At 71.3% G+C, this 21,378-nt stretch carries 22 protein-coding genes; 16 read left to right on the forward strand and 6 right to left on the reverse strand.

What is annotated here, in order from left to right; all coding sequences use genetic code 11:
* Positions 1–66: 66 nt before the first annotated feature.
* Positions 67–549 (reverse strand): GNAT family N-acetyltransferase, encoded by a 483-nt coding sequence (locus VFV67_RS24115; RefSeq protein WP_326472904.1) that lies wholly within the window; start codon positions 547–549, stop codon positions 67–69.
* A gap of 43 nt (positions 550–592) precedes the next feature.
* Positions 593–1,192, reverse strand: coding sequence for a histidine phosphatase family protein (locus VFV67_RS24120; RefSeq protein WP_326472905.1), 600 nt, complete (start codon positions 1,190–1,192; stop codon positions 593–595).
* A 43-nt stretch (positions 1,193–1,235) separates the two neighbouring features.
* Here VFV67_RS24120 and VFV67_RS24125 point away from each other — a divergent pair, with 43 nt between their 5' ends.
* A complete protein-coding gene (locus VFV67_RS24125; protein WP_326472906.1) occupies positions 1,236–1,724 on the forward strand; it encodes a hotdog fold domain-containing protein in 489 nt (162 codons plus the stop codon).
* Here VFV67_RS24125 and VFV67_RS24130 read toward each other — a convergent pair.
* Complete coding sequence (locus VFV67_RS24130) at positions 1,721–2,203, reverse strand: DUF1772 domain-containing protein (protein ID WP_326472907.1); 483 nt, start codon at positions 2,201–2,203, stop codon at positions 1,721–1,723. The genes VFV67_RS24125 and VFV67_RS24130 overlap by 4 nt on opposite strands.
* A gap of 81 nt (positions 2,204–2,284) precedes the next feature.
* Here VFV67_RS24130 and VFV67_RS24135 point away from each other — a divergent pair, with 81 nt between their 5' ends.
* The 3 genes from VFV67_RS24135 to VFV67_RS24145 all read left to right on the forward strand — a co-directional run bounded on the left by VFV67_RS24135 (position 2,285) and on the right by VFV67_RS24145 (position 4,124).
* Positions 2,285–3,217 carry an AraC family transcriptional regulator gene (locus VFV67_RS24135; RefSeq protein ID WP_326472908.1) on the forward strand — a complete coding sequence of 311 codons (933 nt, stop codon included), beginning with the start codon at positions 2,285–2,287 and terminating at the stop codon, positions 3,215–3,217.
* Between the two features lie 80 nt (positions 3,218–3,297).
* Positions 3,298–3,642 (forward strand): metalloregulator ArsR/SmtB family transcription factor, encoded by a 345-nt coding sequence (locus VFV67_RS24140; RefSeq protein WP_326472909.1) that lies wholly within the window; start codon positions 3,298–3,300, stop codon positions 3,640–3,642.
* Entirely contained in the window at positions 3,639–4,124 is a 486-nt protein-coding gene (locus VFV67_RS24145; protein WP_326472910.1) for an SRPBCC family protein, read from the forward strand. Before VFV67_RS24140 ends, VFV67_RS24145 begins: the two co-directional genes overlap by 4 nt.
* Positions 4,125–4,184: 60 nt before the next feature.
* On the opposite strand, the gene sodN is transcribed toward VFV67_RS24145, so the two are convergent.
* Complete coding sequence (sodN, locus tag VFV67_RS24150) at positions 4,185–4,589, reverse strand: superoxide dismutase, Ni (protein ID WP_326472911.1); 405 nt, start codon at positions 4,587–4,589, stop codon at positions 4,185–4,187.
* A gap of 53 nt (positions 4,590–4,642) precedes the next feature.
* Here sodN and VFV67_RS24155 point away from each other — a divergent pair, with 53 nt between their 5' ends.
* Positions 4,643–4,969 (forward strand): S24/S26 family peptidase, encoded by a 327-nt coding sequence (locus VFV67_RS24155; protein ID WP_326472912.1) that lies wholly within the window; start codon positions 4,643–4,645, stop codon positions 4,967–4,969.
* Here the strand turns inward: VFV67_RS24155 and rfbC are convergent.
* Entirely contained in the window at positions 4,966–5,574 is a 609-nt protein-coding gene (gene rfbC / locus VFV67_RS24160) for a dTDP-4-dehydrorhamnose 3,5-epimerase (protein WP_326472913.1), read from the reverse strand. The genes VFV67_RS24155 and rfbC overlap by 4 nt on opposite strands.
* Before the next feature lie 268 nt (positions 5,575–5,842).
* Between rfbC and VFV67_RS24165 the strand changes: the two genes are divergently transcribed.
* The 6 genes from VFV67_RS24165 (at position 5,843) to VFV67_RS24190 (ending at position 13,247) form a co-directional block, all read left to right on the forward strand.
* On the forward strand, positions 5,843–7,003 hold the full coding sequence (locus VFV67_RS24165; RefSeq protein ID WP_326472914.1) for an NAD(P)-dependent malic enzyme: 1,161 nt from the start codon (positions 5,843–5,845) through the stop codon (positions 7,001–7,003).
* 48 nt (positions 7,004–7,051) lie between these two features.
* The gene (locus tag VFV67_RS24170; protein WP_326472915.1) at positions 7,052–9,640 is read left to right on the forward strand and encodes a sensor domain-containing protein; all 2,589 of its coding nucleotides are present in this window, start codon (positions 7,052–7,054) and stop codon (positions 9,638–9,640) included.
* Positions 9,641–9,741: 101 nt separating this feature from the next.
* Positions 9,742–10,884 (forward strand): ABC transporter ATP-binding protein, encoded by a 1,143-nt coding sequence (locus tag VFV67_RS24175; protein ID WP_326472916.1) that lies wholly within the window; start codon positions 9,742–9,744, stop codon positions 10,882–10,884.
* Complete coding sequence (locus VFV67_RS24180; RefSeq protein WP_326472917.1) at positions 10,881–11,540, forward strand: ABC transporter permease; 660 nt, start codon at positions 10,881–10,883, stop codon at positions 11,538–11,540. The genes VFV67_RS24175 and VFV67_RS24180 overlap by 4 nt, the downstream gene beginning before the upstream one ends.
* Positions 11,537–12,292, forward strand: coding sequence for an ABC transporter permease (locus VFV67_RS24185; protein ID WP_326472918.1), 756 nt, complete (start codon positions 11,537–11,539; stop codon positions 12,290–12,292). The genes VFV67_RS24180 and VFV67_RS24185 overlap by 4 nt, the downstream gene beginning before the upstream one ends.
* Before the next feature lie 10 nt (positions 12,293–12,302).
* Entirely contained in the window at positions 12,303–13,247 is a 945-nt protein-coding gene (locus VFV67_RS24190; RefSeq protein WP_326472919.1) for an ABC transporter substrate-binding protein, read from the forward strand.
* Between the two features lie 484 nt (positions 13,248–13,731).
* On the opposite strand, the gene VFV67_RS24195 is transcribed toward VFV67_RS24190, so the two are convergent.
* Positions 13,732–14,499, reverse strand: a complete 768-nt coding sequence (locus VFV67_RS24195) for an IclR family transcriptional regulator (RefSeq protein WP_326472920.1) — start codon at positions 14,497–14,499, stop codon at positions 13,732–13,734.
* A gap of 81 nt (positions 14,500–14,580) precedes the next feature.
* Between VFV67_RS24195 and hutH the strand changes: the two genes are divergently transcribed.
* The 5 genes from hutH to hutI are packed head-to-tail and all read left to right on the forward strand — an operon-like array spanning position 14,581 to position 21,365.
* Complete coding sequence (hutH, locus tag VFV67_RS24200; protein WP_326472921.1) at positions 14,581–16,089, forward strand: histidine ammonia-lyase; 1,509 nt, start codon at positions 14,581–14,583, stop codon at positions 16,087–16,089.
* On the forward strand, positions 16,086–17,735 hold the full coding sequence (gene hutU, locus VFV67_RS24205; RefSeq protein ID WP_326472922.1) for a urocanate hydratase: 1,650 nt from the start codon (positions 16,086–16,088) through the stop codon (positions 17,733–17,735). The genes hutH and hutU overlap by 4 nt, the downstream gene beginning before the upstream one ends.
* On the forward strand, positions 17,732–18,931 hold the full coding sequence (locus VFV67_RS24210) for an allantoate amidohydrolase (RefSeq protein ID WP_326472923.1): 1,200 nt from the start codon (positions 17,732–17,734) through the stop codon (positions 18,929–18,931). Before hutU ends, VFV67_RS24210 begins: the two co-directional genes overlap by 4 nt.
* Positions 18,928–20,220: a formimidoylglutamate deiminase gene (locus tag VFV67_RS24215; protein WP_326472924.1), complete on the forward strand. Its 1,293-nt coding sequence runs from the start codon at positions 18,928–18,930 to the stop codon at positions 20,218–20,220. Before VFV67_RS24210 ends, VFV67_RS24215 begins: the two co-directional genes overlap by 4 nt.
* Entirely contained in the window at positions 20,217–21,365 is a 1,149-nt protein-coding gene (gene hutI, locus VFV67_RS24220; protein WP_326472925.1) for an imidazolonepropionase, read from the forward strand. Before VFV67_RS24215 ends, hutI begins: the two co-directional genes overlap by 4 nt.
* Positions 21,366–21,378: the final 13 nt, after the last annotated feature.

The following is a 21,378-nucleotide window of genomic DNA, read 5'->3' on the forward strand; positions in this document are numbered from 1 at the left end:
GCATCGTGCCGAACCACGCCGCTCATCTCCACGGATTTGTGGCTCGACGTCGCGGACGACGAGATGTCAGGCCCTGGCGAGTTGGGTCAGGGCCGGGCCGCTGACGCGCATCACGGTCCACTCGTCCATGGGGACCGCGCCGAGGGACTTGTAGAACCCGATGGCCGGTTCGTTCCAGTTGAGGACCCACCATTGCAGGCGGGTGTAGCCGTTGCGCACGCATTCCTCGGCCAGGGCAGCGAGGAGGGCCTTGCCGAGGCCGGTGCCGCGGGCGCTGGGGCGGACGAAGAGGTCTTCGAGGTACACGCCGTGTACGCCGTCCCAAGTGGAGAAGTTCTTGAACCAGAGGGCGCAGCCGACCACGTCCCCGTCCAGCTCGGCGACGTGGGCGAACAGCGCGGGTGACTCGGCGAACAGCGCCCGGTGTAGCTGCTCGGCCGTGAGGTGGCACTCGTCGGGGGCGCGCTCGTACTCGGCCAACTCGTAGACGAGCTGCACCATGGCATTCACGTCGGACTCCGTGGCCCGCCGGATGCGCTGGTCAGGCACTGAACTCTCCCCTCGGAGTTGGACGGGGACCATCTCGGCTCCGCTAGGGGTCGATGGGCGGGAGGTTGAGCCGGACCACCTGGGGGGCGCCGCGTTCCTCGCCGAGGACGGTGACGGCGCCGGGCTCGAGTCCGAAGTGGACGCCGAAGGAGGGGGGTTGGGCGATCCAGGTGGCTATGAGGACGCGGCTGAAGTGGCCGTGGCCAACGATGATCGCGTCGCCGGCGGGGAGGGCGGCGCGGACGCGGTGGACGACTCGGGTCGCTCGGGTGCCGACCGCTTCGGCGGTTTCGCCGCCGGGGGTCGGGTGGGTCCAGACGCGCCAGCCGGGGACGTGCTCGCGGATCTCGGGGGTGGTCAGGCCTTCGTAGTCGCCGTAGTCCCACTCGGCGACTTCTTCGGTGATGTCGGTGACGGTCAGGCCGGCGAGCTCGGCGCTGCGCAGGGCGCGCCGGCGGGGGCTGGACAGGACCAGGGCCGGTGGAGTGTCGCCGCGGAGTTCGCGGAGCAGGCGGCCGGCGGCCCGGGCGCGGCGCTCGCCTTCGGGGGTGAGCGGGACGTCGGTGCGGCCGGTGTGCCGGCCGGACACGGTCCATTCGGTCTGACCGTGCCGGAGCAGGTAGAGCGCCGCCACGACGAACACTTCCCTTCTGGCTAAGCTACCGCTCAGTAGCTAAACTGGGCCGGTGCACACCATCGAACGGTCCGCACCGTCGACGACCTTCGCGCTGTGGCAGAGGCTAGCCGCCCGGCCGTTGGGCAAGCTGCTGTTCTCCGTCGCGTCGTGGGTTCGGGTCCCCTACTTCGGCACGATCCTGCCCACCGTGGTGCGGATGCGCCCGGGTGAGGCCGAGGTGCGGGCGCCGAAGTGGTGGGGCGTGCACAACCATCTCGGCACGTTCCACGCCATCGCCATGTGCAACCTCGCCGAGTACGCCATGGGCATGCTCGCCGAGGCCACCGTGCCGGCCACGCACCGCTGGATCCCCCGGCACATGAACGTGGACTACCTGGCCAAGGCGAAGACCGGGCTGCGGGCCGTCGCAGCGGTCACCCCGCTGCCGGTGTTCGGCCCGGACGCCGTCGACCTGCCGGTGCCGGTGCTGATCTACGACAGCACCGGCCGGGTCGTCGTGCAGGCGATCATCACGATCAAGGTCTCGCCCCGGGACTAACCGATCCGCAGCGCGGCCGCGAGCAGCCCGCACGCCGCGGTGGACGCCAGCGCCCGCACGTGGTTGCCGCGGGTCCACTCGCGCAGGTGGCGGGCCCAGTACTCGGCCGCCTCGGGCGTGCCCGGGTCGAGCGCGTTCAGCGCGTTGTTGCGCGGCACGTGGTACCCGGCGGTCAGCACGATCGCGCCGAGCAGGTAGGCCAGGCCGCCAAGGACCAGCAGGACCGAGCCGGGCTGCGCCCAACGCAGTGCGCCGAGCACGACCAGCACCGCGCACAGCACCGCCGTGCCGAACAGCTGGATCATGAACACCGGTGTCACCGCGGTGACGTTGATCGACTGCATGGCGGCGATGCCCTGCGGCGCGGGCAGCCGGCGCAGTCCGGGCATGACGAACGAGGAGAAGGCGAAGAACACGCCGGCTCCGAGGCCGCAGCCCAATGTCGCCGCGAAGGTCAGCACCAGCACGAAATCGGTCATGCCCCCATTCAAGGGCCCGACGCCGAGACCTTCCATCGTTGTGCGGCTCGAATTCATACGTGAGCGTCTACGTTGGGCGTCATGGACGCACTGGCCGGTCTGCTCGACGGTCCGCGGGCGCGCGACGCGTTCCTGCTCCGGGCCATCCTCGCCCCGCCGTGGTCGCTGCGGATCCAGGACCAGGCTCCGCTCACCGTGATCGCGCAGGTGCACGGAAGCGCCTGGGTGCTGCCCGACGACGGCCGGCGGGTGCCGCTGGCGCCGGGCGAGGTGGCGGTGGTGTGCGGGCCGGCGCCGTACAGCGTCGCCGACGACCCGGGCACGGCGCCCCAGGTGATCATCCACCCCGGGCAGCGATGTGAGACCCCGGACGGGCAACCGGCCTACCGGGAGCTCGACCTCGGCGTGCGCACCTGGGGCAACTCGGCGGCCGGCGACACCGTGATGCTGGTCGGCTCGTATCACCTCGATGGCGAGGTCAGCCTCCGCCTGTTGCGTGCCCTGCCCAAGGTGCTCGTGCTGCCCGCGCCGGACGGATCGCTGATCTCGTTGCTGTCCAAGGAGATCGTGCGCGACGAGCCGGGCCAGGAGGTGGTGCTCGACCGGTTGCTGGACCTGCTGCTGATCACCACGCTGCGCACCTGGTTCGCTCGTCCGGAGGCCGGCGCCCCGGGCTGGTACCGCGCCCAGGGCGACCCGGTGATCGGTCGGGCGCTGCGCATGCTGCACAACAATCCCGCCCATCCGTGGACCGTGGCCGCGCTCGCGTCGGCGACCGGCGTCTCCCGGGCCACGCTCGCCCGCCGGTTCACCGAGTTGGTCGGCGAGCCGCCGATGAGCTTCCTGGCCGGGTGGCGCCTTGCCCTTGCCGCCGATCTGCTGCGCGCCACCGACGCCACGGTCTCCTCGGTGGCGGCGTCGGTCGGGTACGGCAGCCCGTTCGCGCTCAGCGCGGCGTTCAAGCGGGCGCACGGTCGGAGCCCGCAACAGTACCGGACCCGAGTCTTAAACTAGACGGTTGACAACGCAGGTGAGCGGGGTCTACCGTGGTCTTATTCAACCAATCGGTTTAAGACGGATGGGAGGTGGTGACGGTGACCGAGGACCGGCTCTCCCGGGTGTTCGCCGCCCTCGCCGACCCCACCCGTCGGGACATCGTGGCCCGGCTGTCCGTGGGTGACGCCACGCTCAGCCAACTCGCCACGCACTACGACATGTCGATCCAGGCGATCTCCAAGCACCTCAAGGTGCTGGGGGACGCCGGACTGGTCAGCCGGGGCCGGGACGCCCAGCGGCGCCCGTGCCACCTCGAGGCCGACGTGCTCGACCTGATGACCGCGTGGATCGACCGCTACCGCCGCGCCGCCGAGGAGCGCTTCCAGCGCCTCGACACCCTCCTGGCCGACCTGGCCGACGACGAAGAAGGAGCAGCATCATGAACGCCACCACCCGCAACAAGACCACCATCGCTGCCGACCCCGACCTGCCGACCATCACCATCGTCCGCGAGTTCGACGCGCCGCCCGCCCGGGTGTTCCGCGCCTGGACCGAGCCCGAGTTGGTCGCCAAGTGGTTGGGCCCCAAGAGTGTCGGCATGCGGATCGACCATTGGGACGCCACCACCGGCGGCAGCTACCGGTACGCCGCCACCCGCGAAGACGAGGTGATCGCGACCTTCTACGGGTCGTTCCACGAGGTCCGCTCACCGTCCCGAATGGTCCAGACCTTCACCTACGAAGGCGTCCCGGACGGGGTCAGCCTTGAGACCATCACGTTCGAAGACCTCGGCAACGGCCGCACCCGGGTCACCGCCCTCTCCGTCGTGGACAACATGGAAGCCCGCGACATGGTCCTGGCCAGCGGCATGGAGACCGGTGTCATCGAGGGCTACGAAAAGCTCGACGAGCTGCTCGCCGAGTGAGGGCAAGCGAAAGGGCGGCGGCCGTTGCGGCCGCCGCCCTTGTCGCTTGTCCGGATCGGGCTACTTCTTGGTCTCCCAGAAGATCGTGTCGATCTCGGCGATCAGGTCCAGGAGCTGCTGGCCGGTGTTGGGGTTCATGGAACCCTTGGCGCCGCCGGCGCCCGCGGCCTTGGTGGCCTTGTTGAACAGCTCGTGAAGTTGGGGGTACTTCTCGAAGTGCGGGGGCTTGAAGTAGTCGGTCCACAGTACCCAGAGGTGGTGCTTGACCAGGTCGGCGCGCTCCTCCTTGATCTGGATGGCGCGGGCGCGGAACTCGGGGTCCTCGTTGTCCTGGTACTTCTGCTGAATCGCCTTGACCGACTCGGCTTCGATGCGCGCCTGGGCCGGGTCGTACACACCGCACGGGAGGTCGCAGTGCGCGGTGGCCTCGAGGCGAGGGCCGAGAATGCGCGACAGAAGTCGCATCTTTCCTCCTGAACAAGGGTGCCTGATCCGTATGTTCGGACCCTACCCCCGGCATGCTGGTGCGGCAGACGGAGGTGATCGTGACGCAGCGCCGGCAGGTGAAGGTGATCGGCAGCTCGATGTTGCCCACCCTGGCCGACGGCGATCTGGTGCTGGCCCGGCTCGACGCCCCGGTGCGGCCCGACGACCTGGTGCTGGTGCGCTGGTCGCGGCGGCCCGGCCAGCTCTCGGTCAAGCGCGCGGCCTGGCCGGAGGGGGACGGCTGGTTCGTGGTGGGGGACAACACGGCGGCCTCGACCGACTCCAACCAGCTCGGCCCGGCCGAGGTGCTCGGGGTGATCCGCTGGCGGCTGTGGCCCCGCCCCCGCCGGATCCGTTAACCCAGGGTGGTCCGCAGGTGGTCGTAGTGCGCCAGGCAATCCTCGTAGCTGGGCAGCAGGCCGGCCGCCTCGGCCTGAGACAGCGTGGGGGCGGCGGCGTCCTTGTCCGACAGCACCGGCTCCAGCCCGGCCGGCCAGGGCAGCCGCAGCGCCGGGTCGAGCGGGTTGATCCCGTGCTCGCGGGCCGGGTTGTAGCCGGTCGTGCACAGGTACGACAGCACCGTGTCGTCCTCGAGCGCCATGAACCCGTGCGCCACGCCTTCGGGCAGATAGACCGCCCGCAACGAGTCGGCGTCCAGCCGGACCGTGTCCCACCGGCCGAACGTGGGGGAGCCCACCCGGATGTCCACGACCAGGTCGAGCAGCGCGCCGGCCGGGCAGTAGACGTACTTCGCCTGCCCGGGCGGGACGTCGGCGAAGTGCAGCCCGCGCAACGTGCCGCGGCGTGAACGGCTGTGGTTGGTCTGAGCCACCCACAGCGGGTAGCCGACCGTCTTGATGAACTGATCCTCCTGGTAGGGCGCGGCGAAGACACCCCGCGGGTCCGGAAACGCCTGCGGGGTGAACTCGTAGACGTCCCGTACGGCCAACTCGCGCACCCGCATGGCCACGACAGTACTGGCGGACCTGACGCAGACAATCGCCCCACGGCCTGACAGACTGTCTGTACCGCAGCGTCCGCGGCTGCCCTATTACCACTGGTGGGCGGCCCACAGCAAGGCGACGTGAGTGCGCGACGGTCTGAACCGTGACCAGCGCTCCAGCACGTCGCGAGAGTGTGTGGCTAGCGTCCGCGCAACCGACGCCAACGCCACAGCCCCCGCAGGAGGGACGCCCGTGACCACTGTTGATGATCAGGCGGTTGGTACCGAGATGACCGCACCCGTCACCGATGACGAGATCTTTCGCGCACACGAGGGCGGCAAGCTCGCCGTCGGCGTGACCTCACCCATCTCCGATCCCCGCGCGCTGGCCATCGCCTACACGCCCGGCGTGGCCAAGGTCAGCCGCGCGATCGCCGAGGACGCGGCGCTCGCCGCCCGCTACACCTGGGCGCACCGCCTGGTGGCCGTGGTGAGCGACGGCACCGCGGTGCTCGGCCTCGGCGACATCGGCGCCAGCGCGTCGCTGCCCGTGATGGAGGGCAAGGCCGCGCTGTTCAAGACCTTCGGCGGCCTCGACTCGATCCCACTGGTGCTGGACACCACCGACGTGGACGAGATCGTGGAGACGCTGGTGCGCCTGCGCCCGTCGTTCGGTGCGGTGAACCTGGAGGACGTGGCCGCGCCGCGGTGCTTCGAGCTCGAACGGCGGTTGATCGAGGCGCTGGACTGCCCGGTGATGCACGACGACCAGCACGGCACCGCCGTCGTGCTGCTGGCCGCGCTGCGCGGCGCCAACCAGGTGCTGAACCGCGAGATCGGCAGCCAGCGGGTGGTCATCGTCGGAGCCGGCGCCGCGGGCGTGGCCTGCGCGAAGATCCTGCTGGCCGCCGGCGTCGGGGACATCACCCTGCTCGACTCGCGCGGCATCGTGCACACCGGCCGGGACGGCCTCAACCCGGTGAAGGCCGAACTGGCGGCGCTCACCAACACCGCGGGGTTGCGCGGCGGCATGGCCGAGGCGCTGGCCGGCGCGGACGTGTTCGTCGGCCTGTCCGGCGCGACCGTGTCCGAGGAGTTGATCGCCACGATGGCGCCGTCCTCGATCGTGTTCGCGCTGTCCAACCCCGATCCGGAGATTCACCCCGAGGTGGCCGCCCGGCATGCCGCCATCGTGGCCACCGGCCGCAGCGACTTCCCCAACCAGATCAACAACGTGCTGGCCTTCCCGGGAATTTTCCGTGGCGCGCTTGACGTCGGTGCACGCCGGATCACCGAGCACATGAAGCTGGCCGCGGCCACGGCGATCGCCGCGGTGGCCAGCGACGACCTTGCTCCGGACAAGATCGTGCCGAGCGCGCTGGACCCACGGGTCGCCCCAGAAGTTGCTCAAGCTGTGGCTCGGGCCGCACGGGAAGACGGGGTAGCCTGAACACCCGGTAAGAACAACATCGCGGCCGGGGGGCGGAAGGAAGGCGCCGTGGCCGATCATGTCGTGCGCGCCGAACTGCCCTCGCCCGAGGCGCGGTCCGGCGATCTTGGCATGGCCGTCGACCGGGCACTGACCGGCGATGACGGGTTCGCCCCGCCCGCTCCGCCCGCGGCCCTGCCGTGGGACGACCCGGCGATCGAGCGTGCGCTGCTGTTGGACGCGCAGCATATGGCCCGGATGGGCAGTTGGAGCTTCGACACCCGCACCGGCGAGGTCTACCTGTCGGACGGGTTGCGCCGGCTGATGGGCCTGACCGACGGGTGCTCGGCCGCGGACGCGCTGAACCTGATCCACCCGGACGACCTGCCGGTCATCGACGAGTTCCGGGAGCGGCTGCGGGTGGCCGAGGCGGGCGAGACGATCGACCTGGAGATTCACGACAGCACCGGAAGCCTCACGTTCCTGGTGCGCGGGCGGCCCGAGCGCGACGCCGACGGGACCGCGCTACGGGTGCACGGCACGGTTCAGGACGTCACCCGGTACCGGGTCGCCGAGCAGCAGGCCAGTCAGGACCGCCGGCTGTTCGGTGACGCGCAGCGGGTGGCTCGGCTGGGCACCTGGGAGTGGAACTCGACCACCGGCGAGTTCATCTGGTCGACGATGCTCTACGAGCTGTTCGGCGTTGAGCCGGGCACGCCGGTGAACTACGCCGACTACCTCGACCTGCTGCATCCGGACGACCGCGGTTGGGTGCACCAGCGGTTCCAGGAACTGGCCACCGACGGGCGCCCGGTGGAGGTCGAGTACCGGGTGGTCCGGCCGGACGGGGCGCGGCGGGTGTTCCGCTGCCGGGGTGAGCCGCTCGGGCCGGACGCCAACTCGCCGATCATGATCGGGACCGCGCAGGACGTCACCGAGCAGCGCTCCACCGAGACCCGGATGATGCGCTCCAGCCAGCGGTTCACCGACCTGGTGTCGATCACCCCGGTGGGCATCGCGCTGCTGGACGACGCCGAGCGCCTGGTGGACGCGAACGAGGCGCTGTGCCAGCTGCTCGGCGTCGACCTGGAACGGCTGCGTGGGATGCCCGCGGCGCAGCTCGTGCACCCGAGCGACCGGGGTGGCCGGCTGCTGGCCGGGCGCAACGGCGGGCGGCACGGGTCCGGCCCGTTCCGGGTCGGGCAGCGGGTGCTGAGCACGGCCGGCGGCAAGCCGGTGTACTGCGAGCTGTCCGCGACCGTGTCGGTGGCCGATGACGGCCAGCGGTTCTGGCTGGTGGTGTTCTCCGACGTCACCGACCGGCGCCGGGCGGCCGAGCGGCTGCACTACCAGGCCACGCACGACGAGCTCACCGGGTTGCCCGGGCGGCCGGCGGTCAAGGAGCTGCTGGCCAAGCTGCTCGGCGGGCCGGAGGCGGAGAGCGTCGCGCTGCTGTTCTGCGACGTGGACAACTTCAAGCGGTTCAACGACTCCCTCGGTCACGACGTTGGCGACGAGCTGATCGCCGCGCTGGCCAGGCGACTGGAACGCGGGCTGCCGCCCGGGTGCACCGCGGCCCGGATGTCCGGCGACGAGTACGTGGTGATCTGCTCGGACGTCAACGAGGTCGGCGGCGTGGAGGCGTTGGCCACCAAGGTTTCGGCGCTGCTGCGCACCGCGGTTCCGGTGCGCGGTCAGCTGTTACGGGTCTCGGCGGCGATCGGCGCGGCGGTGCCGGCCGGCCCGGAGACCAGTGCCGCGGACCTGCTGCGGTTCGCCGACGCCGCGATGTTCGACGCGAAGCGGCGCGGCACCGGGCGGGTGTCGGTGGCCAACGCGGAGATGATCGCCTCGGCCACCAGCCAGATGCTGCTCGAGGGCCAACTGCGGGACGCGATCGGCAGCGACGGCCTGGTGTTGCACTATCAGCCGGTGGTCGGGCCGGACGGCACCGTGTTGTCCGCGGAGGCGTTGGTGCGCTGGCCGCATCCGCAGCGCGGGCTGCTCGCCCCCGGTGAGTTCCTGCCGGTGGCCGAGCAGGGTGACCTGCTGCGCGACCTGGATCGCTGGGTGCTCAAGACCGCGCTGCGCGAGGCCGCCAAGTGGCCGCTGATGGCCGGCGCGGTGCTCGGCGGCGCGGTCAGCGTCGCGGTGAACATGTCCGGGCTGGTGCCCGGTGACCCCGAGTTCGTCGAGGCGGTCGCCGCGGCCGTGATCGAGTCCGGGATCGAGTGGGACCGGGTGGTGCTCGAACTGGTCGAGACCAGCCTGATCGACCTGCCGCAGCGCAGCCGGGCGGCGATGGTGGAGTTGGCCGACCGCGGAATCCGGTTCGCCGTCGACGACTTCGGCACCGGCTACTCGTCGCTGGCCCGGCTCAAGGAACTGCCGGCGCAGATCATCAAGGTGGACCGGCGGTTCGTCGCCGGGGTGGCCAGCGACGCCTCGGACTTCGCCGTGGCCCGGGCGGTCGTGGACATGGCAAGGGCGATGGGTCGCAGCTGCGTGGCCGAGGGCGTGGAGAACGCCACCCAGTTCCACGTGCTGCGCAGCGTCGGTGTCGAGGCGTACCAGGGATGGCTGCTGTCCCGCCCGGTTCCTGCGGTGGAGTTCCGCGAGCTGCTGCGGATGGGACCGCTGCACATTCCCCAGGACTGAGCTGTCAAATATTGAGATGTGCTGCCGGTGTCAGTGCGGCACGTTAGGGTCGATTGATCACGCGGCCGGCGAGTGGCCGTCTCGACCTGCGGGAGCCTCGAGTGATCGAGTTCCAGGCCGTGACCAAGAGGTATCCGGACGGCACGGTCGCCGTCGACAACCTGGATCTGACGGTCGAAGACGGTGGGATCACCGTGTTCGTCGGGCCGTCCGGCTGCGGGAAGACCACGTCGCTGCGCATGATCAATCGGATGATCGACCCGACCGCGGGCCGGATTCTGCTGGACGGCAAGGATGTCCGCGAGTCGCAGCCGGCCCGGCTGCGCCGCGGCATCGGCTACGTCATCCAGCACGCCGGGCTTTTCCCGCACCGCACGGTGCTGGACAACGTGGCCACCGTGCCGGTGCTGACCGGCGCCGGCCGGCGCGCCGCCCGGTCCCGGGCCACGGAACTGCTCGACCTGGTGGGTTTGCCCGCAGGGCTGGCCAAGCGGTATCCGGCGCAGCTGTCCGGCGGTCAGCAGCAACGGGTCGGGGTGGCCCGGGCGCTGGCCGCCGATCCGCCGGTGCTGCTGATGGACGAGCCGTTCAGCGCGGTCGACCCGATCGTGCGGGACGACCTGCAGCAACAACTGCTGCGGTTACAGTCCGAGCTGGACAAGACGATCGTGTTCGTCACGCACGACATCGACGAGGCGATCAAGTTGGGCGACCGGGTCGCCGTGTTCCGGGTCGGCGGGGTGCTTGCGCAGTACGACAGCCCGGCCGCGCTGCTGGCCAAGCCGGCCGACGAGTTCGTGTCCTCCTTCATCGGTCGCGACCGCGGCTACCGGGCGCTGGGATTCCTTGCCGCCAAAGGGATCGATCTGGCCCCGGTGGCGCGGGTACCGGTCGGTACGCCGGTGTCCGAGGCGCGGGCGAAGCTGACCGACGGCTGGGCGGTGGTCGTGGACGAGAGCGGCCGGCCGCTCGGCTGGGTGTCCGAGGACGTACTGTCCGCTATGGACTCATCGGACGCGGTCGGGTCCGACGACCTGATCTCCGGCGGCACGCTCTACCGGGTGGACGCGGAGGGCGGCGGCACCGCCGGCACGCTGCGCAACGCGCTCGACGCCGCGCTCAGTTCCCCGGCCCGGCTGGGGATCGCGGTGGACGCCGCCGGGGCCGTCGTCGGCGGGATCAGCGCGGACACCGTGCTCGGGGCCCTCGCCGCGGCCCGGGACAGCGGCGAGGTCCCGATATGAGGTGGATCTGGGACCACATCGAAGAACTGCTCGCCACCTCCTGGGTGCACCTCGGCCTTGCGCTGATTCCGGTGCTGGTCGGACTGCTGATCTCGATCCCGCTCGGCTGGGTGGCGCACCACTGGCGCACCGCGCGGGCGATCCTGGTGCCGGTGTCCAGCCTGCTGTACACGATCCCGTCGCTGGCCCTGTTCGTGCTGATGCCGCTGGTGCTCGGCACCCGGATCCTCGATCCGATCAACGTGCAGGCGGCGCTGACCATCTACACCGTCGCGCTGCTGGTCCGCTCGGTCGCCGACTCGTTGGACGCCACCCCGAAGGACGTCATCGCCGCGGCGACCGCGATCGGCTACGGCCCGACCCGGCGGTTCTTCGCGGTGGAGTTCCCGCTGTCGGTACCGGTGCTGGTCGCCGGGGTGCGGGTGGCGGCGGTGTCCAACATCAGCCTGGTCAGTGTCGGCGCGATCATCGGCGTCGGCGGGCTCGGGCTCTATCTGACCGCCGGGGCCCAGCTCACTCCGCCGAACTACGCGGAGATCATCGCGGGCATCGTGCTGATCGTGTTGCTGGCGCTGATCGTCGACGGGCTGCTGGTGCTCCTCGGCCGGTTGCTCACGCCGTGGACCAGGGCCCGGGCCGGGACGGTGCGCCGGTGAACGTCTTCGAACTGGTGTGGGCCTGGCTGACCGACCCGGAGAACTGGCAGAAGAACTTCCGCGATCTCGGCATCCCGGCTCGGATCCTGGAGCATCTGACCTATACCGGACTGGCGATCGTGTTCGCGGTCATGATCGCCGTTCCGATCGGCATCTACGTCGGCCACACCGGGCGCGGCGGCTTCCTGGTCGTCGGCGTGGCGAACTGGTTCCGGGCGCTGCCGGAACTGGGCCTGGTGATCCTGCTCGTGCTGGCCATGGGTGTGGCCCTTGCCCTGCAGGCGTTGACCATCGTGCTGGTGGCGCTGGCCATCCCGCCGCTGCTGGCCGGCACGTACTCGGGGCTGCGCAACGTGGATCCGGAGGTGGTGGACGCCGCCCGCGGCATGGGCATGCGGGAGCGGGACATCGTCTGGCGGGTGGAGGTTCCGATCGCGCTGCCGCTGATGCTCGGCGGGCTGCGGACGGCCACGCTGCAGGTGATCGCCACGGCCAGCATCGCCGCGTACATGGGGCTGGGTGGCCTCGGCCGGTACGTGATCGACGGCCAGCGGTTCGGCACGCTGGAGGGCTACACGATGATGGCCGGCGGCGCCGTGTTGATCGCCGCGCTGGCCATCGTGGTGGAGCTGACCCTGGCCGGCGTGCAGCGGCTCGTGGTGTCGCCCGGGTTGCGCAACCGCAAGTTCAGCCGGCGCGAGACTCGCGTTCGGACAAAACCGGTCGAGAAGACGGAAGTTGCTATCTCGTGAGGAGAAACCCTTGAACAAACGCCTATTCGCCGGTGTGGCGACCGCGGTCGTCGCGGCGCTCACCATGACGGCTTGCGGGGGTTCCTCCGACCCCACGGCCAACGAGCCGGCCCAGCAGCCCACCGGTTCCGGTGGCCCGGTGGCGAAGCCCGACAAGATCATCGTCGGCTCGGCGAACTTCCCGGAGAACGTGGTGCTCGCCGAGATCTACGCCGCTGCGCTGGCGAAGAAGGGCATCACGATCGAGAAGAAGCTCAACATCGGCAACCGGGAGACCTACTACCCGGGCCTGCAGGACGGATCGATCGACCTGATGCCGGAGTACACCGGCGTGTTACTGCAGCACGTCAACAAGTCCGCCACCGAGACCGGTCCGGACGACGTGTATGCGGCGCTGCAGAAGGCGTTGCCGCCGAACCTGACCGTGCTGGAGAAGTCCTCGGCGGAGGACAAGGACGCGATCGTGGTCACCAAGGAGACCGCGGACAGGTGGAGCCTGAAGTCGATCGAGGATCTCAAGGCGCACGCCGGCGAGGTGATCTTCGGTGGGCCGCCGGAGATCGCGAACCGGCCGGATGGCCTGCCCGGCTTCAAGAAGAACTACGACCTGGAGTTCAAGGAGTTCCGGCCGCTGGACACCGGTGGACCGCTGACCGTCAACGCGTTGAAGACCAACGTGGTGCAGGCGGCCGACCTGTTCACCACCGATCCGGCGATCACCGTGAACAACTTCGTGGTGCTCGACGACCCCAAGAACAACTTCGCCGCGCAGAACGTGGTTCCGTTGATCAACTCGGCGAAGGCCAGTGACGAGGTCAAGCAGGTGCTCAACGCGATCTCGGCCAAGCTCACCACCGAGATCCTGATCGACCTCAACGCCAAGCTGTCCGCCCCGGACAAGCCGGACGCCTCGAAGGTCGCCGCCGACTGGCTCGCCTCAGCCGGCATCAGCTGACCCGATGTCCGCCTGCTGGCCGGCCGCCGCGCGGCCGGCCAGCAGCCGGATCCGGCGCGTCGCGGCAACCCGACTGCCCAAGTCAGCAACTCGGCTGCCGGACCCGGCAACTCACCGAACCGGACCCGGCAACTCGCCGAGGGCACGCGAAGCCTCGGCGAGTTCCGGATTCCAGCACCCGAGTTCCGGGTTGGAGCGGCGGAGTTCGGGGGTTCGGGCAGTTGAGTTGCGGGTTTAGGCGGCGGAGTTCGGGGGTTCGGGCAGTTGAGTTGCGGGTTTGGGCGGCGGAGTTCGGGGTTCGGGCAGTTGAGTTGCGGTTCTGGCAGCCGGATCCCGGTTCGAGCACCTGAGTTCCGGGTTCTGGCAGCTGAGTTGCGGGTTCGGGCAGCCGAGTTCTCGGTTCGCGCAGCTGTGTTCTGGGTTCGGGCAGTTGAGTTGCGGGGGGCGGGTGTGGTGAACGTTGGGTTCGTCGGCGGCGCCGGGGTCAGCGGAGGCGGGTGGTGAGGTCGGTGGCGGCGCGGCGGGTTTCGGTGGCGAGGGTGGGCCAGGTTTCGGTGCATTCGGGGTCGCAGCGGTGCGGGAACGTGGTGCTGATGGCGGCGATCGGGCGGCCACCGTGGTCGAAGACCGGGGCGGCGACGGAGGCGAAGCCGGGGGTGATGTAGCCGTCCTCGACGGCCCAGCCGCGGCGGCGGTCGGCGGCCAGCAGGCGGCGCAGCGCCGGCAGGTTGGCGGGGCCGCGGCCGGTGCGGTCGACGAAGCTGTCCCGGGTCGGGAACAGGGCGCGGACCTGCGCGGCGGGCAGGTGCGCGAGCATGGCGCGGCCGGACGCCGGGAGTTGGGCGGGCAGCCGGACGCCGACGTCGGTCACGGTGAGGTAGGGGTTGGGTGGCTGCTCGCGGATCAGGTAGAGGGTCTCGCGGCCGTGCAGCACGCCGAGGTGCGCGGTCTGGCCGGTGTGCTCGATCAGCCGGCGCAGGACCGGTTTGGCCAGCCGTTCGAGCGGATCGTGGCGCAGGTAGGCGGAGCCGAGCTCGAACGCGGCCAGGCCGAGGGCGTAGCGGCGGTCGTCCGGCAGGTGGGTGACGAAGCCGGCGGCGGCCAGCTCGGACAGCAGGTGGTAGGTCGTCGACCGGGGCAGGGCCAACTCGCGAGCCACCGAGCTGGCGGTGACCGGACCGGCCTTGCCGGCCAGCAGCCGGAGCACCGCGAGACCGCGGCGCAGGGCCGGAACGTCGCTACTGGCACCCACCGGAGCCTCCTGTCTGGGATACCAGACGCTGTCACCCGTTCCCGGGTCGTGCAACTCCGGATGGCGGGGTGGGATGAGGGCATGTCTGAACCCGTACTCGTCGACGGCGGGCCGCTGACCCGCGAGCAGGTGGTTGCGGTCGCCCGGGACGGGGCCGCGGTCGAGTTGACCGGGACGGCGCTGGACGCGGTGGCCAAGTCCCGTGCCCACATCGAGCGGCTGGCGCACGCGACGACCCCGACCTACGGGGTGTCCACCGGCTTCGGCGCGCTGGCCACCCGGCACATCCCGGCCGAGCGGCGGGCCGCGCTGCAACGCTCGCTGATCCGTTCGCACGCCGCGGGCGCCGGCCCGGCCGTCGAGCCCGAGGTGGTGCGCGCGCTGATGTTGTTGCGGCTGCGCACGATGGCCACCGGCCGTACCGGCGTCCGAACGTCCATTGTGGACGGATTGGGCGCGTTGCTGAACGCCGGGATCGTTCCGGTGGTGCCGGAGTACGGCTCGCTGGGCTGCTCCGGCGACCTGGCTCCACTGTCCGCCGTCGCGCTCGCGCTGATGGGTGAGGGCGAGGTGTTCGACGCGGAGGGTGCCCGCCGTCCGGCCGCGGATGCCTTGCTGGAGGCGGGAATCGACCCCGTAGCGCTGGTCGAGAAGGAGGGCCTCGCGCTGATCAACGGAACCGACGGCATGCTCGGGATGCTGGTGCTCGCCCTTGCCGACCTGCACCGGCTGCTGGACGTCGCCGACCTCACCGCCGCGATGAGCGTGGAGGCGCTGCTCGGCACCGACCGGGTGTTCGCACCCGACCTGCAGGCGCTGCGTCCGCACCCCGGCCAGGCCGTGTCGGCCGCTCGAATGACCGCGCTGCTGGCCGACTCGGCGATCGTGGCCAGTCACCGGACCCCGGACTGCAACCGGGTGCAGGACGCCTACTCGCTGCGCTGCGCCCCCCAGGTGCACGGTGCGGCGCGGGACACGCTGGCCGCCGCCGCACTGGTCGCCGACCGTGAGCTCGCCGCCGTCATCGACAACCCGGTGGTCATGCCGGACGGCCGGGTGGAGTCCAACGGCAACTTCCACGGCGCGCCGGTGGCCTACCAGCTCGACTTCCTGGCCATCCCGGTCGCGGACCTGGCCAGCATGGCCGAGCGGCGCACCGACCGGATGCTCGACGTGGCCCGCTCGCACGGACTGCCGCCGTTCCTGGCCGACGATCCCGGCGTCGACTCCGGCCACATGATCGCCCAGTACACCCAGGCCGGCATCGTCGCCGAGCTCAAACGCCTGGCCGTGCCCGCGTCGGTCGACTCGATTCCCAGCTCCGCCATGCAGGAGGATCACGTGTCCATGGGCTGGTCGGCGGCCCGCAAGCTGCGCCGGGCGATCGACGGGCTGACCACGGTGCTGGCGGTCGAGCTGCTCACCGCCGCCCGTGCGCTGGACCTGCGCGCGCCGCTGACCCCGGCGCCGGGCACTGCCGCCGCGGTCGCCGCGCTGCGCGCCCGGGTGCCCGGCCCCGGCCCGGACCGGCACCTCGCGCCCGAGATCGCCGCCGCCGAAGACCTGATCCGAACCGGAGGACTGCCATGACGAGAACCGTTCGCGCGGCCCGCGGCGGCACGCTGACCGCGCGGAGCTGGCCGACCGAGGCCGCGCTGCGGATGTTCCACAACAACCTGGACCCGGAGGTGGCCGAGCGCCCGGACGACCTGGTCGTCTACGGCGGCACCGGCAAGGCGGCCCGGGACTGGGCGAGCTTCGACGCGATCACCCGGGAGCTCACCGAACTGCGCGAGGACGAGACGCTGCTCGTGCAGTCCGGCAAGCCGGTCGGCGTGCTGCGCACCCACGAATGGGCGCCGCGGGTGCTGATCGCCAACTCCAACCTGGTCGGCGACTGGGCGACCTGGCCGGAGTTTCGCCGGCTGGAGGCGCTCGGCCTGACCATGTACGGGCAGATGACCGCCGGGTCGTGGATCTACATTGGCACGCAAGGGATCCTGCAGGGAACCTACGAGACGTTCGCGGCGGTGGCGGACAAGCGGTTCGGCGGCTCGCTGCGCGGCACGCTGACGCTGACCGCCGGGTTGGGCGGGATGGGCGGTGCGCAGCCGCTGGCGATCACCATGAACGAGGGCGTCGCACTGTGCGTCGAGGTGGACCCCGAGCGGGCCCGGCGCCGGGTGGCGACCCGGTACCTGGACGAGGTCGCCGACGACCTGGACGACGCGGTCGCGCGGGTCACCGCCGCCAAACGGGCCGGCCGGGCGCTGTCCGTGGCGGTGATCGGCAACGCCGCCGAGGTGCTGCCCGAACTGTTGCGCCGTGGGGTCGAGGTGGACGTCGTCACCGACCAGACGTCGGCGCACGATCCGTTGGCATATCTGCCAAAGGGCGTGTCACTCGAGGACTGGCACGACTACGCGGCAGCCAAGCCGGACGAGTTCACCGACCGGTCGCGGGACTCCATGGCCGAGCATGTGGACGCCATGATCGGCTTTCTCGACGCGGGCGCCGAGGTGTTCGACTACGGCAACTCGATCCGGGGCGAGGCCAGGCTCGGCGGCTGCGAGCGGGCGTTCGACTTCCCCGGCTTCGTGCCCGCCTACGTCCGTCCGCTGTTCTGCGAGGGCAAGGGTCCGTTCCGATGGGCAGCGCTGTCGGGCGACCCGGCCGATATCGCCGCCACCGACCGGGCCATCCTGGAGTTGTTCCCGGACAATGCCGCGCTGGCCCGGTGGATCCGCCTGGCTGGCGAACGCGTTGCCTACCAGGGACTTCCGGCCCGAATCTGCTGGCTCGGCTACGGCGAGCGGGAGCAGGCCGGGGTCCGGTTCAACGAGATGGTTGCCCGCGGCGAGCTGTCCGCGCCGGTGGTGATCGGCCGCGACCATCTGGACTGCGGCTCGGTCGCCTCGCCCTACCGGGAGACCGAGGCGATGGCCGACGGTTCGGACGCGATCGCCGACTGGCCGCTGCTCAACGCCCTGGTGAACACCGCGTCCGGAGCGAGCTGGGTGTCCATCCACCATGGCGGCGGCGTGGGCATCGGCCGGTCCATCCACGCCGGTCAGGTCACCGTGGCCGACGGGACGCAGCTCGCCGGTCATAAAATCGAACGCGTGCTCACCAACGACCCCGCGATGGGGGTTCTGCGGCATGTCGATGCCGGTTACGACCGGGCGGCAGAGGTCGCGGCCGGGAAGGGCCTGACCATCCCCATGGCCGGGTCATGACCACGACCGGCCTGCTGCGGACGATCTCCGGCGTCGGAACGGATCGGGGCCGGGGCGGCTACTCGCGGCACGGTTTCGCCAAGGCCGAGCTGGAACTGCGCGACTGGTTCATCGCGGAGGCCGGGTGGTGCGGGCTGGACGTCGAGGTGGACCGGAACAGCAACATCTGGGCCTGGTGGGGTGATCCGGGCCCCGATGCGGTGGTCACCGGAAGCCACCTGGACTCGGTGCCCGGCGGTGGCGCGTTCGACGGCCCGCTCGGCGTGGTGTCCGCCCTCGCCGCGGTGGAGGCCATGCGGAGCAAGGGATTCCAGCCGGCCAAACCGCTCGCCGTCGTGGTGTTCGCGGAGGAGGAGGGCGGCCGGTTCGGGGTGCCGTGCCTGGGCAGCCGGCTGCTGACCGGTTCGCTCGATCCGGCGGCGGCGCTGGGGCTGACCGACAACAGCGGGGTGACGCTGGCCGACGCGGCGGAGACCGCCGGGTTCGACCCGGCGGCCTTCGGGCGGGACACCGAGGCGCTGTCCCGGATCGGCTGCTTCATCGAGCTGCATGTGGAGCAGGGGCGCGGGCTGATCGAGCTGGACGCGCCGGTCGGTGTCGCCAGTTCGATCATGGCCCACGGCCGGTGGCGGTTCCGGTTCACCGGCGAGGGAAATCATGCCGGCGCAACCCCGATCGCCGACCGCAGGGACCCGATGCTGCCGGCCTCCCAGCTGGTCCTGGCCGCGCGCCGGGCCGCGACCGGCGGAGCCCGGGCGACGGTCGGCCGGCTGGTGCCCAACCCGGGCGGCACCAATGTCATCGCGTCCACTGTGGACGTATGGCTGGACGCACGTGCCGAGAACGACGCGAGCACAAGGGATCTGGTCGAGAAGATCACCTCGGCGGCGACCGTGGCCGCGGCCGACGAGGGCTGCGCGGTGACCGTGACCGAGGAGTCCTACGGTGACACCGTGATCTTCGACCCGGCGCTGCGCGACGACCTGTCCCGGATGCTCGGCGGCGTACCGGCCCTGCCGACCGGCGCCGGGCATGACGCCGGGGTGCTTGCCGCGCACGTTCCGGCCGCGATGCTGTTCGTGCGCAACCCGACCGGCGTGAGCCACGCGCCCGCAGAGCATGCCGAGCCGGCCGACTGCGAGGCCGGCGCGGTGGCGCTGGCGTCCGTGCTCGAGCACCTGGCGCGATCATCATGACCGACTTCTGGTGTGAGCGGCTGTGGCAGCCGACCGGCGTGCGCGACCACGTGCTGGTCGCGGTGAACGAGGACGGCACGATCGGCCGGATGTCGATCACCGACAGTCCGCCTGCGGACGCGCATCGATTGTCCGGCTTGGTGTTTCCCGGGTTCGCCAACGTGCACTCGCACGCCTTCCACCGGGCGCTGCGGGGCCGCACGCACACCGCGGGCGGCACCTTCTGGACCTGGCGGCAGGGCATGTACGCGCTGGCGAGGAAACTCGACCCGGACGGTTACCTCGAGCTGGCCAGGGCCGTCTACGCGGAACTGGCGGTGGCCGGCTTCACCTGCGTCGGGGAGTTCCACTACCTGCACCATGCGCCGGGTGGGGCCCGATACAACGACCCCAACGCGATGGCCGAGGCGCTGCGCGCGGCCGCGGCGGAGGCCGGAATCCGGCTGACCTTGCTGGACACCTGCTACCTGGCCGGCGGCATCGAGACGCCGGTTTCCGCTGAGCAGCAACGGTTCTCCGACGGCTCGGTGCTGGCCTGGGCGGAGCGGGTGTCGGCCCTGCGCGGCGACGAGACCATGGTCGTCGGGGCCGCGATCCACTCGGTGCGGGCGGTGCCGCGTACCGACCTGGCCGCGGTCGCCGCGTCGGACGTGCGCCGGCCGCTGCACGTCCACCTGTCCGAGCAGCCGGCGGAGAACGAGGCCTGCCAGGCGGCCTACGGGTGCTCGCCGACCGAGCTGCTGGCCGGGGCCGGCGTGCTGTCCGCGCGCACCACGGCCGTGCACGCCACTCATCTGTCCACACGGGACATTCAGCTGCTCGGGTCGGCGCGGGTCAACGCCTGCCTGTGCCCGACCACCGAGGCGGATCTGGCCGACGGGATCGGACCGGCACGCGAGCTGGCCGACGCCGGCTGCCCGATCGTGCTCGGCAGCGACCAGCACGCCGTGGTCGATCCGTTCCTCGAGGCGCGGGCGCTCGAGCACGGCGAGCGGCTCCGCACGGGACGGCGCGGCCGGTTCGCTCCGGTCGAGCTGACCATCGCGCTGACCTCCGCCGGGCACAACGCGCTCGGCTGGTCCGCCTCGTACGCGGATCTCGTCGCGGTACGCACGGATTCGGTGCGCACCGCGGGTTGTGCGCCGGACCAGGTGCTGCTCGCCGCGACCGGCGCGGACGTGCACACCGTGGTCTCCCGCGGTCAGGTGATCGCCCGGGACGGCCGGCACGAGAAGCTCGGCGACGTGGGCGAGCTGCTCGACGCCGCGATCGGGAGGCTGTGGGAATGACCCTGCTGCTCACCGGGATCGGTGAGCTGACCACCAACGACGACGAGCTGGGCCAGCTTTCCGGTGCGGCACTGGTGATCGAGGGCGACCGGGTGGTCTGGGTCGGGCCGGCTGCACGCGCCCCGGCCGCCGACGAGCACGTGGACCTGGCCGGCCGGGCGGTGCTGCCGGGCTGGGTGGACAGCCACACGCACCTGGTCTTCGCCGGTGACCGGACCGCCGAGTTCGCCGCCCGGATGGCCGGAAAGCCCTACACCGCAGGCGGAATCGCGACCACCGTGGCCGCCACCCGGGCCGCGTCCGCCGAGGTTCTCGCCGCGGGTCTGCGCCGCCATGTGGCCGAGGCGCGCGCCGCCGGCACGACGTATGTGGAGACCAAGACCGGCTACGGCCTGACCGTCGCCGACGAGGTGCGCTCGGCCACCCTGGCCGCCGAACAGGCCGACGAGGTCACCTTCCTCGGCGCCCACCTGGTTCCGCCCGAACTGGCCGCCGACGACTACGTGGACCTGGTGTGCGGGGAGATGCTCACCGCCGTCGCACCGCTGGTGCGCTGGGCCGACGTGTTCTGCGAGACCGGCGCGTTCGACGAGGACCAGTCCCGCGCCGTCCTGCTCGCCGCCCGCGCCCACGGTCTCGGTCTGCGCGTGCACGGCAACCAGCTCGGCCCCGGCCCCGGCGTCCGGCTCGCGGTCGAGCTGGGCGCCGCCAGCGTCGACCACTGCACGCACCTCACACCGTCCGATGTGGACGCTCTGGCCTCGTCCGACACCGTCGCCACCCTGCTGCCCGCCTGCGACCTGTCCACCCGCGCCCCGCTCCCCGACGCCCGCGCGCTCCTCGATGCCGGCGCCACCGTCGCGTTGGCCTCCAACTGCAACCCCGGCTCCTCCTACACCACCTCCATGTCCTTCTGCGTCGCCACCGCCGTCCTGCAAATGCGGATGACCGTCCCCGAAGCCATCCGCGCCGCCACCTGGGCCGGCGCCCGCGCCCTGCGCCGCGAGCAGGAGGTCGGCATCCTCCGCCCCGGCTCCCGCGCCGACCTCCACATCCTCGACGCCCCCTCCGCCACCCACCTCGCCTACCGCCCCGGCGTCCCCCTCACCCACTCCGTCTACCACCAGGGCGAACGCGTCCGGTGAAGGCAACCTTTCG

It is taken from the genome of Actinophytocola sp., from assembly GCF_035762905.1.
Classification (GTDB): Bacteria; Actinomycetota; Actinomycetes; order Mycobacteriales; family Pseudonocardiaceae; genus DASYTH01.

Excerpts from the sequence above, each read along its gene's own strand:
- VFV67_RS24130 (WP_326472907.1), bottom strand. The coding sequence starts at position 2,203 with ATGACCGATTTCGTGCTGGTGCTGACCTTCGCGGCGACATTGGGCTGC.
- VFV67_RS24210 (WP_326472923.1), top strand. The coding sequence starts at position 17,732 with ATGACCACGACCGGCCTGCTGCGGACGATCTCCGGCGTCGGAACGGAT.
- hutH (WP_326472921.1), top strand. The coding sequence starts at position 14,581 with ATGTCTGAACCCGTACTCGTCGACGGCGGGCCGCTGACCCGCGAGCAG.
- VFV67_RS24180 (WP_326472917.1), top strand. The coding sequence starts at position 10,881 with ATGAGGTGGATCTGGGACCACATCGAAGAACTGCTCGCCACCTCCTGG.
- VFV67_RS24145 (WP_326472910.1), top strand. The coding sequence starts at position 3,639 with ATGAACGCCACCACCCGCAACAAGACCACCATCGCTGCCGACCCCGAC.
- VFV67_RS24135 (WP_326472908.1), top strand. The coding sequence starts at position 2,285 with ATGGACGCACTGGCCGGTCTGCTCGACGGTCCGCGGGCGCGCGACGCG.
- hutI (WP_326472925.1), top strand. The coding sequence starts at position 20,217 with ATGACCCTGCTGCTCACCGGGATCGGTGAGCTGACCACCAACGACGAC.
- rfbC (WP_326472913.1), bottom strand. The coding sequence starts at position 5,574 with ATGCGGGTGCGCGAGTTGGCCGTACGGGACGTCTACGAGTTCACCCCG.
- sodN (WP_326472911.1), bottom strand. The coding sequence starts at position 4,589 with ATGCGACTTCTGTCGCGCATTCTCGGCCCTCGCCTCGAGGCCACCGCG.
- hutU (WP_326472922.1), top strand. The coding sequence starts at position 16,086 with ATGACGAGAACCGTTCGCGCGGCCCGCGGCGGCACGCTGACCGCGCGG.
- VFV67_RS24155 (WP_326472912.1), top strand. The coding sequence starts at position 4,643 with ATGCTGGTGCGGCAGACGGAGGTGATCGTGACGCAGCGCCGGCAGGTG.
- VFV67_RS24165 (WP_326472914.1), top strand. The coding sequence starts at position 5,843 with ATGACCGCACCCGTCACCGATGACGAGATCTTTCGCGCACACGAGGGC.
- VFV67_RS24215 (WP_326472924.1), top strand. The coding sequence starts at position 18,928 with ATGACCGACTTCTGGTGTGAGCGGCTGTGGCAGCCGACCGGCGTGCGC.